Origin of the sequence: Streptomyces niveus (assembly GCF_001723055.1) — a bacterium.
GTDB classification, from domain to species: domain Bacteria; phylum Actinomycetota; class Actinomycetes; order Streptomycetales; family Streptomycetaceae; genus Streptomyces; species Streptomyces niveus.
The window spans coordinates 40032-54579 of sequence record NZ_MDCR01000005.1; the positions used below are offsets into that span (position 1 = coordinate 40032).

Sequence of the window (14548 nt, forward strand, 5' to 3'; positions counted from 1 at the left end):
GGGTTGGGTTGCGGGGGCCCGGCGGTCTGGTTGGTCAGCGGGTCGCGGCCTGTTCGGCAGCGTGCTGCCGTGCTTCGGCGAGCTGCGTGTTGGCGGGCCCCTGGCCCTGCGCCCGGTCGCGGTCCTGCTGGCACGCGGCCGGGGTCGCGGGGGCGTCCACGATCGGGTTCGGGCGCGGCTTCTCGGCGGCCATCAGACGGTTTTCGCGATCGCGTCGAGGAGCAGGGCGTACTCGCCGTGCGTCACGGTGTTGCCGACGTCGGGCAGCGCGGCGCGCGCCCGATCCATCGCGTCGAGCTGAACGGCCGTGGGCAGTTCACCGACGATGGCGTCGGCGCCGAAGCCGAGCGCGATGTCGAGGACGCGGGGGTGCAGGACGCGTTCGGCCTGGATACGGAGCACGGCGGCAGTGGTGAGGAGCACCTGCTGCGCGTACGACGGGGACGCCTGGATCTGCCGCAGCGCTTCGTCGGCCTGGGTGGGGGGCGTGTTCACGCGGCCACCGCCGTACGGCCGGTGGTGCCGGGGATGACGCTGATGGTGTCGAGGAACTGCGGGTCCGCGATGCGGACGATCCGCAGCAGCGCGCCCCCGCGGTCCGTCACGTTCCACTCGTCGATGTGCTGGCCGGCGGCGCGGGCGGCGGTGATCGACGCCTCGGTCTCGGCGACCGTGTCGGCGCCCCAGAAGGAGCCGTAGCTGTCGAAGTTCAGCACCCGAGGCGGATCCGTGACGGCAGGGGCGTCGAGCGGCTGGGATAGAGGTGTGTTACGCAGGATAGTGTGCATGGGCATGTGGTCCTCCTGTGTGCGTGCAGGGGGTATCGCATGGGCCCTGACCTGGTGTGCAAGACCAGGTCAGGGCCGCTTTGCTTCACAACACAGCGGACACTACCCCATTCAGATGGGGCCTGTATAGGATAGGAGGGCAGATGACCCGAGAGGACGCCATGGGCAGCACATACAGGGACGTCGCGGGCATGATCCGCCGCGATGTCGAAGCTGGCCAATGGCCGGTGGACAAGCCGATCCCCGGCATCGACCGCCTGCGCGAGAGGTACGGGGTCGCACGGGAGACCGCGCACCGGGCCGTCAAGCACCTCGTCGCCGAGGGGCTGCTCTACAGCGAAGGGCGCCGCGGCACCTTCATTCGCCCGGCGCCGCCGGCGCCGACGATCGTCCGCGACCGGCACGCCTACCGTGACGAGATCGGGTACTTCTTCGACAAGGGCGCGCAGGACTGGCGCGGCATCGGCCCCGCGACGCAGGAAGTCGGCGTGCCCCCGGCGGATGTCGCGGACGCTCTGGGCGTCGGGCGCGGCCAGCACGTCATGATCCGGGACCGGGCTGTCGGCCCGCCGGATGCTGAGCACCCGTACCAGCTCGCCACGTCGTATCTGCCGATGCGTCTCGTCGGTGAACTGCCGGTCCTCGGCGCCGCGAAGACTGGTCCGGGCGGGATCTACGACCGGATCGAGGAGCATCTCGGCGTGCCGATCGAGTGGACGGAGACCATCTCGTCGCGGCCGGCGAACGATGTGGAGCAGCAGCGGCTGCGCATAGGGGGTGGCCTGCCGGTGCTGATCGTGACGCGCGTGTCGCAGGTGAGTGACCTAGTGGTCGAGGTCAACCAGACGAGGATGAGCGCGGATCTGTTCGCCGTGTCTTACCGGGTGCTGCGGGACGAGTCGGCGGTCTGGCCGAGGAAGGAGTCCGACGGTGGGTGATCTGGTGGCGTTCGTACGGGCCCGGCTCGATGAGGACGAGCGGACGGCGCGCGCCGTGATGTGGGACGGGTCAGGTAAGAGGCTGTCGTGCGACGCAATGAACCCGATCCTTCGAGGGCTCGCGCTGCCCTACGCCGATCACCCTGACTACCTGGAAGCGTGGCGGCCTTGAGTACCGGACGACAGGACGGGCGCCCGCTGAACGGCGCCGACGCCAAAAAGCTGCTCCGCATCGCCTACGCCGGAGGGCTGGAACGGGCGCTTCGCGAGGCCGGGTACGAGCCCCTTCCGGCTCCTGCACCACCAGCACCGAGCCCGAGCCGGGAGGAGCGGGAAGGAGTTGCACCCCTGACCTCTCGCCTGGCGATGATTCTGGAGCAGGCCGCGTTGGGGTGGACGCCGGATCAGATCGGGAGATGGCACGGCCTGACCGCCGGAACGGTGACCACGTATCTGTTGGACGTACGACGGCGGTTGGGCGTGGGCACGCTGGAGGAGGCGATCGCGGAGGCCGAGCGGCTCGGGTTGATCGATCTCGGGCGGGGCTCAGAGCAGCGCCCGTAGCGCTGCTTTCTCGTACGTGTCTGCGCTCCGCTGATCTCAACGGCGGGGCGCTGTGCTGTCCCGTTCTCCTGCCGCACTCGTGACGTCCGCCGTACACTGGGTAACCGCCGATGTCGGGAGCGCATATGGAGCACCACCCGGACCACCCGCCGAAAACCCCGCCCCCGCCGAAGCGCCCGGTCCAACCGCCGCGCCCGACACCGGACACGAAGCCGAAGTCGGCAACACCGGCCGTGCGGGGCCGGGCGCGGATGAGCGTGGCCAACCGGCGCGCCGCGACCTGGGGGCTGGAAGCCGCCCCGTGGACCGCCGGCAAGGCGTCCCGTGAGGTTGTGGCCAAGCTCCACACCTGGGGATACACCGCCGCCGACCAGGCCGCCGGGAACCTGACCGCGCTCCTCGTCACCACGGCGGTGGCGGACGGGGGCCGGCGGGTTTCCGTGCACCTGGCCGACCAGAACCGTCAGGCACTGATCGTCGCCCTGTCCCACCGGCCGGGGCTCGCGGTCGCGGACGAGGCGGTGTTGCCGGAGCTGGCCGCCCTGGGTGCGGTGTCGTGCGGTACGGACACCGCCGAGGACGGGCGCCGGCACTGGGCGGTTCTCGATCTGTAGCCGTGATTGACGGTCTACGTGCCGGTGACCGCGCGTACGAGCATGCCGAGCAGCAGAATCGCCCCGGCGCCGACCGCGAGGAGGAGTACGGCCTGCCGCCAGTGCTCCGGAGGGGCCTCTCGGGGGCGCGGCTTCTGGGCGGTTTTTCGCGCGTACTCCGCGATCCCGCCGGCCGCCGCGCGCAGCACAGTGGACACCCAGCCCGGGGTCTCCAGGACCGCGTCCCCGTCCGGGGCGAGACCGTAGTGGGCCGCTGCCCGGTGTTCGCGCCGGTCGGCCTTGGCGTCTGGCGCGGTTGTGCGGCGTGGGGCGGTGACGGCGCAGGTCTCGCAGCGGTAGGTGTACGGCACGTGGTGGACGGTAGCGGTGGCGTGGCAGGTTGCGGAGCGGAACGGGGTACTCCCGCCGCCCCGGGTGTTCGATGCCATCTACACTCGAACGCGTGTCCGAATCCCCATCGTCGGAGGAACGCCTCGCAGCGCTCCACTTCCTACGCCGCGTCCAAGCCACCGACCTCGCGCGTACGGACAGGTGGATCGCCACAGAGGAGCAGCGCGCCGCCGAACACGCCCGGCGCCGGCCACCCCCACCACCGCCCGACTGGTGTGTTCAGTACGGCATGGGCGGACGGGCGGTGCGCCCCGCGATGGTGCACACCGCAGAATGCTGGATACCGGGAGCGGCCAGCATGGACGCTGTCAGCAGGGAGCAGGCGATCGAGGCGCTGACGCGCGGGGGTGTGCCGCCGTGCGTGCTGTGCCGGCCGGAGAGGGAACTCGGCGTACTGGACTGACGCACGAACGTCCGCCCCGGAATCTAGACGGGGCGGGCGCATGGCATACGCGACTAGGGGGCGACGGTGTACTCCACCTGCTGCCGACCACAGCCCTCGGCGATCCGGGCGAGTGCGTCCCGCTCCGCTACGTCGGCGGCGAGTTGCCAGCGGAGCTTGGTGGATACCCAGTCCGCGATGTACGTACAGCGCGCGTCGGCGCTCGGCGGCATCCACTGCGCCGGGTCCTGGTCGGCCTTGCTGCGGTTCGTCTTCGCGGTCACCGCGTGCTGGATCCGCTTGGGTTGACGCCCGCTGCTTCCAGCGCATCGGCGAGGTTCCGCAGAAGGCGCGCCAAGCGTGCCGGGTCGTCGGCGTAGCTCACGAGATGTCAGTCCTTGCCGTGGACGACCAGGGCGTACGCCTCGGCAAGCTTCTTGAGCCGGGCCACTTCGAAGTCGACGCCGCCGCCATCCTTCTTGACCTCGGCGACCTTCTCGGTGATGGCGTCGAGGAGCGCGTCGCGGGCGGCTTCTCTGTGCTTGCTGTTCGCGGCTACGGCCATGGTTCCCCCTGTGGGTTGTGGTGATTACGTGGTGTTGATGTGGACGTATCGGGTGGGTGCTTAGTTCCCGTTCTGCTGGGTGAGCCGGAGCGACGGCCGCTTCCCGGGGGTCTGTTCGTGGGTGACGGTGAGGCCGTCGGCCCGCAACGCCTCGGCGTACTGGTCGAGGTGGTCCTGCTCGTTGGGCCCGTCGTGCCAGAGGCGGACGGTGGTGGGGCTGGCCTGCGTAGCGCGGTGGCCGGGGGACCAGGTGGGGCCGGTGAGGGCGTTGTTGTGGCCGCGGGCGGTGAGGGTGCGGGCGATGCTGGCGGCGAAGACGCGGCAGTGCATCAGTTCTCCTTCGGTCCGTTGATCGTCACGGTCAGCGCAGTGGCGGCGACGGCGTGTCGCATGCCGACGCTGTCCCGGTTCTTGGGGTCGGCCCATGCAGCAGCGAGCTGGCGTACGCGGTCGAGCGCGGCCTGCGCCTGGACGCGACCTCGGGCGCGGGACCGGGCCGAGTGCCACGCGGCCCGGTAGGCGTCGCGTTCCTTGACCGCCTCACACGTCTTGTCGTTGTGGAGGGCGAGGTCGTTGGCCTCCTCGTGCGCGTCGCCGAGGTCTTTCTCCAGCTCGGCAATCCGGTCGTACAGCGTGTCGAGTTGGTCGCTGGTGATGTCGTTGATGGTGAGGCGCTTCTCGGTCATGCGGCGTGGCCTTCCTGGATGTCGCGCTGTTCCTCGATCGCGGCTTTGGTGATGGCCGCCGCATCCTGGGCGGCGGTGCCCGCGTGTACGGAGTGCGGGCGCGCACGGCGCTCGGCCAGGCCGGCCTCGATGCGCCTCAGGCGTCGGTGCTCGCCGAAGACCAGGGCGAGGACGATGACCATCGCGGCGAGGAGGACGAGTGCGGGGGCGGCGGTGAGGAGTCGGGCGAGGGTCACGGCGTGGTCTCCGTCCCGTTGATCTGCCGGGCCACCGCAAGGGCGGCGTGGACAGTTCGGCAGGCGAGGTCTGTGCAGGGCTCGCCGTCGATGTGGATGTGCCCGAGGTCGGGGTAGTCGTCGATCAGGTCGACCGCCACGTCCAGCCAGTCGGCAAACAGCAGCCCGAGCGCGGGGTCCATGAGGGCGATGTATTCGCCGTGGGCGGCGAACACCCACGGGCCGCGACCGGTGCGCCCGCCTCCTCCGTGGATGATGCTTTTCCCGAGGTCGGGGTCGGAAGTGATGGTGGCTGTGGGCGGGAAGCCATCGGTTCGATTCGTGGCCCGGAGGCGGCAGCTCCAGTGCTGGGTGTTGTCGCCGTTGAAGGGGTTGGCGAGCGCGGTGGTGGCGCGTTCCCTCAGCGTCAGGGTGGCGGCCCTGAGTTCGTCGGCGGGGCTGGTCATCGGGTCTCCTTCAAGGTCGTCGCCACCGCGAGGGCGGGTTCGTCGCTCGGGAACTCGCACCGTTTGTCGGGGTAGGACCACAGGGCGCCGGGCATGGTGCAGTCCGCTACGACGGGGTGCCGGTCGTCGTACACCCACCGGGCCTGGATCAGGGCCATGTGCTCGTCGCAGGTGATGCTGTTGTCCAGTTCGCCGTCCCACATCACGTGCCACGTCGCGGGCTTCCCGCAGTCCTCGGGCGCCCCGGACGGCTTGTAGCCGCAGGATTGGCCGCTATCGAACCGGGGTTCCCCCTTGGGGACGAACGGACTGTCGGCGGGTGTGGTCATGTGGTCCTCCGTGGTGTTGTGCGGGCGTGTGGCGCCCTCGGGGTGACTGGGCCCCGTCGGGCGGGTGCTCGGGCGGGAGACGGGCGTGTGGCGCGCCCCGTGGGGGTCAGGGCGCGCCACACCGGGGTCAGGCGGCAGTGGATGTGGCGTGGCGGAGCTTGGACTCCAGTTCCTCCACGAGTTCCTGAAGCGCCTCGATCGCCTTGACCGACTGGTTGCAGGTCGGGCAACTGTCGGAGCGGGGCTCGAAGTCCTCGCGCGGCATGGTGCGCAGGAGCTTCCGGTGCCGGGTGGCAGCGGCCTCGGCTCGGGACTTCGTCGCGCTGTCCGCGAGCCCATGGGGGAAGTAGCCGCACCGGTTGTCGCAGCACTCTGCGATCCAGCGGCCGGTGGGCTGCTCTTGGACGACGTACACCGGGTCGCTCACGACTGCGCCCCGTCCTCGGCCTGCCCACCGGGCTCGGCGGCGTCCTCCTTGGCCCACTGCTCCTCGCGCTTGCGGAGAGCCTGGGCAGCGTCGGCTTCACCCTCGAAGTCGCGGTCCTCGCGGGCCTGCGCTGCCAGGTCGAGGTATGACTGGCGGATCTCGGTGCGCTTCGCCCCGGAGTCCAGCGTGGTGGCGCGGGCCTGCTGGGCGGCTGTCCTCCAGCGGGCGATCACCTCGCGGGCGGCGGAGGGCTCCAGGTAGTCGCCGCAGTCGCAGGTGAGGCAGGCGTCTTCGAAGTGCTGCTGCTCGGGGTGCCCGCAGATACACACAACCGTGTTGGCGCGGGCCTGCTCCAGCTCGGCGATGCGGGTCTCGGCTTCCTTCAGCCAGCGGCGCCACGTCTCGCGGTCTTCGACGTGACGCAGGATGCCTTCCCCGTAGGCGGCGGCCCGTTCCCGCGCTGACGTCCACGCGGACCGGTACCGGCCTCGCTCCCGGCGGGCCTGCTCCAGCTCCGCACGCAGGCAGTCGCGCTCCTCGATCAGGTCGTGCACCCGGGCCTCGGACACGTCGTACATGACGCGCAGGTTGTCCCGGTCGGCGCGGAGGTCCCGCTGCTCCTCGTCCGCCACGGCCATCGCGGCATCGGCGTCCTCGTAGTAGTTCGTCCGGTACACCTCGTCGACGGAGGACCAGGGCACGCCGCCGGGGTTCGCTCGCTCGTACAGCGCCTTCGCGTACCGGTCGCGCCGCTCGGTGTCGGGCACAGGCCGGGCGGTCGCCGGGCTTTGAGGCCCCTTTGGGGCAGGTGTGGCAGTGAAGGCCGCACTCAAAGACGCAGGCCGGGTGTCGGGCTGCACCCCGGACGCGGGGACGGTGACGCGGGCGTGCTCGGCGTGCGCGTCGATCAACGCCTGCGCGGCAAGCCGGTCCACCCCCGCCTTCCGCAGCAGCACGTACAACTCGGCGTCGGGACGGATCGTGGGCTCGGGCTCGGGCGTGGTCACGGTTGATCTCCAGTCGGTCAGGTGATGGACTCGGATGGCGCCCGCCCCGGGTCGAACGGGGCGGGCGCACAGCGGGGTAGTCACGCGGCAGGGACGAGGGCCGCGCACGGCTCACTGCTGTACTCGTCGTCGGGACCGCGCTGGCAGGAGCACGCCCGCTCTTCGCGGATGTGCGAGCACAGCTCGACACCGGGGTCGGCATCCCCGTCATCGGTGAAGTACTCGTCGCACTCGCGGTCGAGGCATTCGAGGATGCCGACCCAGACGGTCACCCGCTGGTGCTCGGCGGCCGGACTGGGGACCATGCCGTGCTTCGGCTTGGCGTGCTCGCGGGCGCGGCAGGCAGCCCACGGGACCATGTCGCCCTCCTCAGTGGAGCAGTCGAAGCAGGCTTCACCGGCGGGCGCGTCGAGGCAGATGCGGCCGTCTTCGCTCACCGGGTGCCGGTCGGACCAGAGGTCCCACGCTTCGCCGTTGGTGTTCCAGTCGGGCTCGGCTCCGTGCTCGCAATGGGGGCTGTCGGCGTTCCAGTAGTAGGTGCCGTGTTCGTGCTGGCGGTCGGGCATGTGCTGCTCCTTCGTGGCGCGCGGGCCGGCGAGGACCGGATCCCGGCGGGGGTCAGGTCGTGGGCCGGGTGCGGCGGTACGCGTCGAGCGCGGTGTGCCCGTTGACGACGATGTGCGCGGCGTGCTGGCGGGCGAGGCGCAGCGCGGTGTCGAGGTCGAACCGATGTGCGGTGAGCCAGTTGTCGCCCCGGTCGTACTCCTTGATCCCGAAGTCCCATTCGCCGTCAGCGCCGAGGCAGGAGCCGTGCCGGGTGACGGCCCACCGTCCGTCGCCGCGGTACTCGACGTCGATGTTGAAGACGTGCCGGTTGATGTCGTCCTCGGGGAGGATCGACACCTCGTAACGGACGGGCTGGCAGGTGGCGTCGGGGATGTCGGGCACGTGGTTCTCCTGTTGGGTCGGGGTGTGGTTGGTCAGGCGGCGGTGGGCGCGAGACTGCGGCGCAAGCGCTGCCGTTCCCTCGGGGAGAGGCCGCCCCAGACGCCGTACGGCTCGTTGGGGATCGCGTGGTCGGCGCATTCGCGTCGTACGGGGCAGGCCATGCACACCTCCCTGGCAGGGCCGATCGACTCGCCCTGCTTCGGGTGGAAAATCTCCGGATCGACCTCGGCGCACAACGCGTCGTCGCGCCACTCCTGCACCCGGCTCATGAGCTGGCCTTCCTCTTGGCGCGCTGCGCACGGCTCGCCTCAGCGCGGGCGGCACGGCACGGTTCGCAGACCGGCTCGCCGTACCGCCAGTGCCGGTGGGCACCGGCCGCGGTACCGCATTCCGCGATCTTCAGCGGGGTCACGCCGCGGGCTCGACGCGCCTTCAGTCGGGCCGCGTTCTTCGCTTCCCGGCACGGGTCGCACGGGGGTTCGTTCCGCCGGCGGTGCCGGTCCCACCCGGCGGCGGTGCCGCACTTGGTGATCGCACCCGGGCGACTCGCCGGCTGCCGTCTCGGGGCAGAGGGTTCGAGACCGAGGTTCACCATGAGGTCGTCCCAGGCGGGGATGGGGCTCATGCTGCGGCCTCCAGTTCGGCCGTGGCGTAACGCTCCATCTCGTCCCCGGTGACGGCTTCGACGAGGGCGCAGAGGATGACTTCGGCGGCGTTGGGGGTGACGGCGTTGCCGTACTGGCGGACCTTGTCGCGCTTCGTGCCGAGGACGATGTATTCGTCGGCGAAGCTCATGGCTCGGCCGATCTCGTGGGGTTCGAGCATCCGGAACCGGACGTCGTTGAGGTCGACGTCGCCGCGCACGAGGGCGTATCGGTCGCGGGTGGAGAGTGCGCCGATCGGCTCGGCGACGGTCCGGGCGGTGCCGTTGCTGTAGTACGGGACGAGGATGTCCTGCCAGGTGACGAGGGACTGGTGTCCTGTCGTGGTCAGGGTCCGCAGCGGCTCGGTTGCCGGGGTGCAGTGCTCGCCGCCCGACCCCTTCCGGCTGCTGTTGTTCCGCATGACCATCGCGGGCAGTTCCGGCGTGACGAGCCCGTGGTGATTGCCGGACGCGGTGACCGTGGCCAGGGCGTCGGACACCGACCGGGCGACGGACCCGCCGCCGCGGAGTTCGGCGATGAACGGCAGCCATGCCAGACCGGTTTCGTTGCGGGTCGTCATGGTGCGGAGTGGGTCGTGGGCGGAACGGGCTTCTTTCCCGTCGCGGCCCTCCACGGGGACGAGGAGCGGCGGCACCATGAGACCGTCGTTCTCGCGGGTGGTGCGCGCGGCCATCGGCTCGCCCACGCTGACCGCGTTGTCCCGCCAGGTGCCGCCGGCCGGGACCATCATCGGGACGGGTCTGCTGAACTTCTTCAGCCCGGCCTCGATGCGGGCGATCGTCTTGTCCGCGAGGGGCTTGGTGCGGTCGCCGATGCGCTGACCGGGGATGGTCCAGTCGATCGCCGCCGCTGCGGGGAGGGCCCGGGGTTCGACGATCTGGTTGCGGCAGCTGGTGGACGGGCAGCGGTACACGTACTGGGTGCGGTAGCGGCCCATGTCGCGACCGGGTTGCTTGAAGACCTGCATGGCCTGCACCCACTGGTCGCAGCCGGAGCACCAGGCGCGCGGGCGCAGCCACTTGTCCCAGTCCGGGGTACGACCGAGGGACTTGTGCCAGTACCCGACGTACAGCCGGTCACGGGACTGCGGCGCCTCGTGCACCGTGCGCGGGTTGGCGTGCATCGAGTTCAGCGCGATGATCCGGGTGCGGTAGCCCATCTTGTGCAGCTCGCCGATCCACCGGTCCCACTGGTCCCACGCCCGCACGTCGGTGACGTTCTCGACGACCCCGGCCTTGACGAGGCCGCCGCGCTCCTGGACGCCGCGCAGATACAGCGGCACCTCCTCCATCAGCGCCCGGGACTCCTCTTCGAGGTCGGCCGGCTCCTCCTCGTGCTCCTCGATGAGGAGGTCGAGCAGGCTGCCCTGCATCGCGGTGTCGAAGTCGCGGCGCTTCCCCTTGGCCACGGACCAGTTGGTGCACTCCGGGGAGGCCCAGAAAATGTCGGTGACGGGCCAGTCCCACACGGGTGCCTTGCGGATATCCCCGCGGTAGTGGCTGGCCTCGGGGAAGTTCGCCTCGTGGGAGTCGATGGCCTTCGCCCAGTGATTCGCCGCCCTGGTGACCCGCACGTTCGGTACGGCGTGGGCCCCTTGGGAGGATCCACCCGCCCCGCAGAACCAGTCCATGACGCTCAGCGCGTCGTTGTCGTGGAGACTCACGCGGTCACCGCCAGTCGGGCCGCGGGTGCGGTGGCCCATTGGAACGCGGCGTGTTCAGCGGTGGTGAGTTCTTGGATGATCAGGGCGAGTTGCCCCTTCTTCACCACGGGCCCGATGCGCATGTCGGGTCCGACGACGTGGGTGTGGTCGTCGTCTTCGAGGACCCCGGCGTCGACGAGTCCGTCAACGGCGGCCTTGAACGAGGGGTACCAGTTCGCGGGGTCGGCTCGTCTGCGGGACGGAGGGTGGAGCACTCCGAGGATGTAGGCGTGGCGCAGAACGGGGGCGGTGCCGGCGGTGACGAGTGCGGCGCGCATCGTCGGGTCTTCGGAGCAGGTGGCCATGGCCGCGCCGCGGATGGCCGAGGTGAGTTCGGCGCGTACCCGGTGGTGGACGCGCTGGTTCGCGTTGAGGAGCCGTAGCCCTGGTGGCAGCGTGATGGTGAAGGTGCGGTTCATAGGAGCGTCTCCTGCACTGGGTGTGGCGGACAGACGTGATCGGCAATGACCGGGTGCTTGGCGTGCGGGGTGAAGGTCGGGTTGCGCCAGGTGATGCGGTGGACCCCGAGGGAGCTGGTGATCAGGAACCAGGTCAGCCGCCCGTTGAGTCGGGCGAGGATCTCTGCGGTGGCGTCGATCGGCTCCGGGTCGGCGACCACGCGGAGTGCTGCTACGCGGCCGGCCCATGCGGTGAGTACGGGGCTGCGGCACCGGGGGCAGGTGGTGGGTCTCGCGTGGTCGGCTGCGGCGGCGATCTTCGCGGTGATGCCTGGGTTGGGATTGGTCATCGGGTGCCGCCGTGGGGCAGTTCCGTTGCAGTGCCGTTGATGGAACTGCTGTTGTTGCAGGTCACCCGGGGTGGCAGTTCCATCAGTGCCGTCAGTGCCAGTTTCTGAGCATTAACGCTCTTGTGTGCGCACGGGGCTGGATTGCGGATTTCAACGGCACTGATGGAACTGATGGGCTTTGACCTGGGGAAACGCAGGTTTTCAATGGCACTTTTGATGGCACTTTGATGGAACTGCAACGGCACTTTGATCTTGGTCATTTGTCGTCCCACCGATCGTCAGCGGGCGCGTTCAGCGCGACGTTGATGTACGAGTAGGTGCCGTTCGACCCTTTGCGGACGATGTTGAAGCGGTCCTTCAGCTCACGGCCGAGCTGGCGAGAGGGCATCGGGTCTTCGCCTTCGCCCCGGCACCACTTCTCATATGCGGAGCGGAACACCTCGGTGACGGTGCGGACTTGGCTGCCGCCGCCGACGCTGCAACCCTCTTCGAGGAACCGAGCTAGTGCGTCTTCCTCGGCCGCGTACTGCGCGGTCGCGGCCTTCACGGAGTCCGGGTCTCGGAGCCCGTTGGCGAACACGTCAACCGCGCCCGCGATGACCCAGGCCAGGATCCCGGGGCCTTCCTCGGAAATGAGAATGAGGTCGAGGTCCTCGATGACCTCGTCGGGGGTGCGGGTGAAGGGCATGAGGCGCAGGCGCCGCCAGAAGGACTTTCCGCCGGCCGATACGCGGGGCTGGTGGTTGCCCATCAGCCACAGCTTGTGGGTGGGTTCGAACGTGAAGTGGTCCTGCCGCATGAACCGCGCGGTCAGCCCGTCCCCCCCGGTGAGTTCCTTCACCTTGGCTTCGTCGAACTTGGCTTCCTGGTTGACCTCGGAGGCGATGACGAGGCGCAGCCCGTGGAGCCGGGCGATCTCTGTTTCGTGGCGCTGCGCCCCGGCCATGAGGAAGGAGTTGGGCGCTGTGGCCGCGTAGTCCCCGAGGAGGTTGCGGAGGACGTTGAGGAAGACGCCTTTGCCGTTGCCGCCGCCGCCGTGGAGGAAGGGCAGGATGTGCCACTTCACGCTGCCGGAGGCGGAGTATCCGGCCATGCGCTGTACGTACCGCAGGAGTTCGTTGTCACCGCCGAACGTTTGGGCAAGGAACTTGTCCCACTTTGGTGTGGCCAGGTCGGGCTCGGGGGCGACCGTCGTCGACCGGGTGTGCATCTGTGCCGGGTCGGGCGGGATGGTTGCCCCGGTGGTGAGGTCGACCGCTCCGGCGGGGGTGTTGAGCAGCATGCGGTGCGCGTCGAGCTGGCCGGCGTGGGCGACGATCCTGGGGTCGGTCTGGGCCATGGCGACCATGGCGGAGATCCCGGCCGTGGAGAGTGAGCGGGCCCGGTGCTTCGCTTCGCCTTCCCCGTTGGGAAGGGCGCGGGCGATGGTCCGGCACATCTCGCGGACTTCCCCCGCGTCGTCCCAGGCCCATCGGTGCCCGTCCCATCGCAGCCACTTCCCGCGTTGCGGTACGTACCGGATGTCGAGGTCGTGTTCGTCGACGAGACGGAGCGCGTTCCCGTCGTCGGTACGGGAGTACGTGCTGGGGCTGTCCTGCTCGGCGGTGGGGTGGAGGTGGAGTGCCGCGGTTCCGTCGGTCTCGGGCTGCTGCGTGGGCACTGAGGTGAGGTGGCGGACGGGTTCCGGCGCGGGTTCTCCGTAGCCGAGGCGGCGCAGTTCGCGCGCGGCTGCGCTGTGGTCGCCTCCGTGGTTGAGGAGGGCGTGCGCGCCGAATTTGGTGTACGGGCGTTCGGCGACGAACTCGGTGGACGTGGTGAAGACGTAGAGGCGGTCGCGGTCCCTGGCCCGGCCGGTGGTGGCGGAGGGTTCGCGTCCGTCTTTCGCCGGGCGCTGCCAGTACACGGTCTGGCCGCTGGTGAACAGGTGCCGCCACCCGTGGGGTTGGAGGATGTCCGCCCACGAGGCTTTTTGTTCGAAGTCGTCCCCTGGGGTGAGCCCGCCTTCGGGGCGGTCGCCACCGGTGGAGAAGAGGAATGCGGCGGCCTCGTCGAGGGGGGCCTGACCTGCGCCTGCGTGGGAGGGTTCTACTTTTGCGACCTCGTCTGAGGGGACTTCGTCGAGCATGCGGGAGATCGTGTGGAGCGCCTGGTGCTCGTCGGCGGTGATTGTCGGGCAGGTGGCGGGCCCGCCGGCGAGGAGTTCGTACGGGAGGCCGCTGGGGTGGACGGGGCCGTGGCTTGGCGCGGTGACGACGAAGCCGCCTTCGCCGCGGGTCTCGATCCACCCGCGGAGGATCTTCTTGTTCGGGTGCCGGGTGAGGAGATCCCTCTCCGTGTCGGTGAGTTCGTCCTCGCGGGCCAGGCGGGAGGCGAGCTTCGTGTTCCCGGGGACGCCACCGGTGACGCGGTAGTGAAAGTGGAGCCCGCCGGAGGGCGAGCGCTCCAGCCACCCGGTGGCGATGCGCTCCCACAACTCGGTGAGTCCGGAGGCGATGAGGATCTCGGTGAGCCGATTGAGGACGCCCTCGTCGACGGCGCGGCCTTCCAACTCGTACATCTCCAGGCCGCCGGACACGGCTCCGGTGATGATGCCGACTCCGGGGTGGGCGTGGGCGAACATAGCCCGGACGTCCGTCTCGGTGGCGCGTTCGGTTTGTGCGCGCTTCCATTCGCCTTGGGGGCGCTTGCTTCCGTCGGTGCGTACGGCGACGACGGAGCACCCGGTGGCAGCCAGCGTGATGGCTGTTGCCTGTGTGTCCGGTGTGGCGTCCAAGGTCGCTCCCTGCGTAGTGCTGGTGGTGAAGCTGGTGTGAGTGCTCCCGGGCCGGAGTCGATCCGACGCCCTCGCGGCGTGTGCCGGGGCTGAGGTCTGGCCCGCGGCCGTCGTGGTGAGCGGTGATCGCACGCGACGGCCGCGGTGCTGGTGGGACGGTTAGAACGCGGGCACGTCACCCGGCGTAGGGGCGGCGGTGGGGGCCATCGGCGCGGCCGGCTGGGGGGCGTGCCCTGCTGCGGCGGCTGCCTGCTGTTGGGCAATCAGCGCGGCGGTTGCGGGGTTGGCCATGGCCGCGGCGTACTGCTCCGGTGTGAGCCCGGGGACCGTGGCCGGGGCG

The 14548-nt window shown here is 70.0% G+C and carries 26 protein-coding genes and 1 pseudogene; 5 read left to right on the forward strand and 22 right to left on the reverse strand.

Features of this window, described 5'->3' with window-relative positions; genetic code table 11:
- Positions 1-34: 34 nt before the first annotated feature.
- The 3 genes from BHU15_RS39930 to BHU15_RS00665 are packed head-to-tail and all read right to left on the reverse strand — an operon-like array spanning position 35 to position 794.
- Positions 35-193, reverse strand: coding sequence for a hypothetical protein (locus BHU15_RS39930; protein ID WP_171908287.1), 159 nt, complete (start codon positions 191-193; stop codon positions 35-37).
- Complete coding sequence (locus BHU15_RS00660) at positions 193-495, reverse strand: hypothetical protein (protein WP_069625344.1); 303 nt, start codon at positions 493-495, stop codon at positions 193-195. Before BHU15_RS00660 ends, BHU15_RS39930 begins: the two co-directional genes overlap by 1 nt.
- On the reverse strand, positions 492-794 hold the full coding sequence (locus BHU15_RS00665) for a hypothetical protein (protein WP_141726742.1): 303 nt from the start codon (positions 792-794) through the stop codon (positions 492-494). Before BHU15_RS00665 ends, BHU15_RS00660 begins: the two co-directional genes overlap by 4 nt.
- A gap of 137 nt (positions 795-931) precedes the next feature.
- Between BHU15_RS00665 and BHU15_RS00670 the strand changes: the two genes are divergently transcribed.
- The 4 genes from BHU15_RS00670 (at position 932) to BHU15_RS39010 (ending at position 2904) form a co-directional block, all read left to right on the forward strand.
- On the forward strand, positions 932-1726 hold the full coding sequence (locus BHU15_RS00670) for a GntR family transcriptional regulator (RefSeq protein WP_079127781.1): 795 nt from the start codon (positions 932-934) through the stop codon (positions 1724-1726).
- Positions 1719-1898, forward strand: coding sequence for a DUF6221 family protein (locus BHU15_RS00675; protein ID WP_069625346.1), 180 nt, complete (start codon positions 1719-1721; stop codon positions 1896-1898). Before BHU15_RS00670 ends, BHU15_RS00675 begins: the two co-directional genes overlap by 8 nt.
- Positions 1895-2290: a helix-turn-helix domain-containing protein gene (locus BHU15_RS39615; RefSeq protein ID WP_141726743.1), complete on the forward strand. Its 396-nt coding sequence runs from the start codon at positions 1895-1897 to the stop codon at positions 2288-2290. Before BHU15_RS00675 ends, BHU15_RS39615 begins: the two co-directional genes overlap by 4 nt.
- A gap of 251 nt (positions 2291-2541) precedes the next feature.
- Positions 2542-2904: a hypothetical protein gene (locus BHU15_RS39010; protein ID WP_107422739.1), complete on the forward strand. Its 363-nt coding sequence runs from the start codon at positions 2542-2544 to the stop codon at positions 2902-2904.
- A 14-nt stretch (positions 2905-2918) separates the two neighbouring features.
- On the opposite strand, the gene BHU15_RS00690 is transcribed toward BHU15_RS39010, so the two are convergent.
- Positions 2919-3254: a hypothetical protein gene (locus tag BHU15_RS00690; protein WP_141726744.1), complete on the reverse strand. Its 336-nt coding sequence runs from the start codon at positions 3252-3254 to the stop codon at positions 2919-2921.
- Positions 3255-3346: 92 nt separating this feature from the next.
- Here BHU15_RS00690 and BHU15_RS00695 point away from each other — a divergent pair, with 92 nt between their 5' ends.
- Positions 3347-3697, forward strand: a complete 351-nt coding sequence (locus tag BHU15_RS00695; RefSeq protein ID WP_079127782.1) for a DUF6233 domain-containing protein — start codon at positions 3347-3349, stop codon at positions 3695-3697.
- Between the two features lie 53 nt (positions 3698-3750).
- Here BHU15_RS00695 and BHU15_RS00700 read toward each other — a convergent pair whose 3' ends face one another.
- The 18 genes and pseudogenes from BHU15_RS00700 to BHU15_RS40815 all read right to left on the reverse strand — a co-directional run.
- Positions 3751-3960, reverse strand: coding sequence for a hypothetical protein (locus BHU15_RS00700; protein WP_069625351.1), 210 nt, complete (start codon positions 3958-3960; stop codon positions 3751-3753).
- 107 nt (positions 3961-4067) lie between these two features.
- Positions 4068-4241, reverse strand: a complete 174-nt coding sequence (locus tag BHU15_RS39935) for a hypothetical protein (protein WP_171908288.1) — start codon at positions 4239-4241, stop codon at positions 4068-4070.
- A gap of 60 nt (positions 4242-4301) precedes the next feature.
- Positions 4302-4571 carry a hypothetical protein gene (locus BHU15_RS00705; protein WP_069625352.1) on the reverse strand — a complete coding sequence of 90 codons (270 nt, stop codon included), beginning with the start codon at positions 4569-4571 and terminating at the stop codon, positions 4302-4304.
- Positions 4571-4927: a hypothetical protein gene (locus BHU15_RS00710; protein WP_069625353.1), complete on the reverse strand. Its 357-nt coding sequence runs from the start codon at positions 4925-4927 to the stop codon at positions 4571-4573. Before BHU15_RS00710 ends, BHU15_RS00705 begins: the two co-directional genes overlap by 1 nt.
- Positions 4924-5163 carry a hypothetical protein gene (locus BHU15_RS00715; protein ID WP_069625354.1) on the reverse strand — a complete coding sequence of 80 codons (240 nt, stop codon included), beginning with the start codon at positions 5161-5163 and terminating at the stop codon, positions 4924-4926. The genes BHU15_RS00710 and BHU15_RS00715 overlap by 4 nt, the downstream gene beginning before the upstream one ends.
- Entirely contained in the window at positions 5160-5609 is a 450-nt protein-coding gene (locus BHU15_RS00720) for a hypothetical protein (RefSeq protein ID WP_069625355.1), read from the reverse strand. Before BHU15_RS00720 ends, BHU15_RS00715 begins: the two co-directional genes overlap by 4 nt.
- The gene (locus BHU15_RS00725) at positions 5606-5938 is read right to left on the reverse strand and encodes a hypothetical protein (protein WP_069625356.1); all 333 of its coding nucleotides are present in this window, start codon (positions 5936-5938) and stop codon (positions 5606-5608) included. Before BHU15_RS00725 ends, BHU15_RS00720 begins: the two co-directional genes overlap by 4 nt.
- 127 nt (positions 5939-6065) lie before the next feature.
- Complete coding sequence (locus BHU15_RS00730; RefSeq protein ID WP_069625357.1) at positions 6066-6365, reverse strand: hypothetical protein; 300 nt, start codon at positions 6363-6365, stop codon at positions 6066-6068.
- On the reverse strand, positions 6362-7372 hold the full coding sequence (locus BHU15_RS00735; RefSeq protein ID WP_069625358.1) for a hypothetical protein: 1011 nt from the start codon (positions 7370-7372) through the stop codon (positions 6362-6364). Before BHU15_RS00735 ends, BHU15_RS00730 begins: the two co-directional genes overlap by 4 nt.
- A gap of 80 nt (positions 7373-7452) precedes the next feature.
- Complete coding sequence (locus tag BHU15_RS00740; protein ID WP_069625359.1) at positions 7453-7938, reverse strand: hypothetical protein; 486 nt, start codon at positions 7936-7938, stop codon at positions 7453-7455.
- Positions 7939-7990: 52 nt separating this feature from the next.
- Complete coding sequence (locus BHU15_RS00745) at positions 7991-8320, reverse strand: hypothetical protein (RefSeq protein ID WP_069625360.1); 330 nt, start codon at positions 8318-8320, stop codon at positions 7991-7993.
- Between the two features lie 32 nt (positions 8321-8352).
- A complete protein-coding gene (locus BHU15_RS00750; RefSeq protein WP_069625361.1) occupies positions 8353-8589 on the reverse strand; it encodes a WhiB family transcriptional regulator in 237 nt (78 codons plus the stop codon).
- A gap of 352 nt (positions 8590-8941) precedes the next feature.
- Entirely contained in the window at positions 8942-10648 is a 1707-nt protein-coding gene (locus tag BHU15_RS00760; protein WP_255292986.1) for a DNA cytosine methyltransferase, read from the reverse strand.
- Complete coding sequence (locus tag BHU15_RS00765) at positions 10645-11106, reverse strand: RusA family crossover junction endodeoxyribonuclease (RefSeq protein ID WP_069625363.1); 462 nt, start codon at positions 11104-11106, stop codon at positions 10645-10647. Before BHU15_RS00765 ends, BHU15_RS00760 begins: the two co-directional genes overlap by 4 nt.
- Positions 11103-11435, reverse strand: coding sequence for a hypothetical protein (locus tag BHU15_RS00770; RefSeq protein ID WP_069625364.1), 333 nt, complete (start codon positions 11433-11435; stop codon positions 11103-11105). Before BHU15_RS00770 ends, BHU15_RS00765 begins: the two co-directional genes overlap by 4 nt.
- Positions 11432-11695, reverse strand: a complete 264-nt coding sequence (locus BHU15_RS39620; protein ID WP_141726745.1) for a hypothetical protein — start codon at positions 11693-11695, stop codon at positions 11432-11434. The genes BHU15_RS00770 and BHU15_RS39620 overlap by 4 nt, the downstream gene beginning before the upstream one ends.
- Positions 11692-14208: a phage/plasmid primase, P4 family gene (locus BHU15_RS00775; RefSeq protein WP_069625365.1), complete on the reverse strand. Its 2517-nt coding sequence runs from the start codon at positions 14206-14208 to the stop codon at positions 11692-11694. Before BHU15_RS00775 ends, BHU15_RS39620 begins: the two co-directional genes overlap by 4 nt.
- Before the next feature lie 159 nt (positions 14209-14367).
- Positions 14368-14548 (reverse strand): annotated as a pseudogene (locus BHU15_RS40815) (2-oxoglutarate dehydrogenase, E2 component, dihydrolipoamide succinyltransferase); the annotation flags it as partial.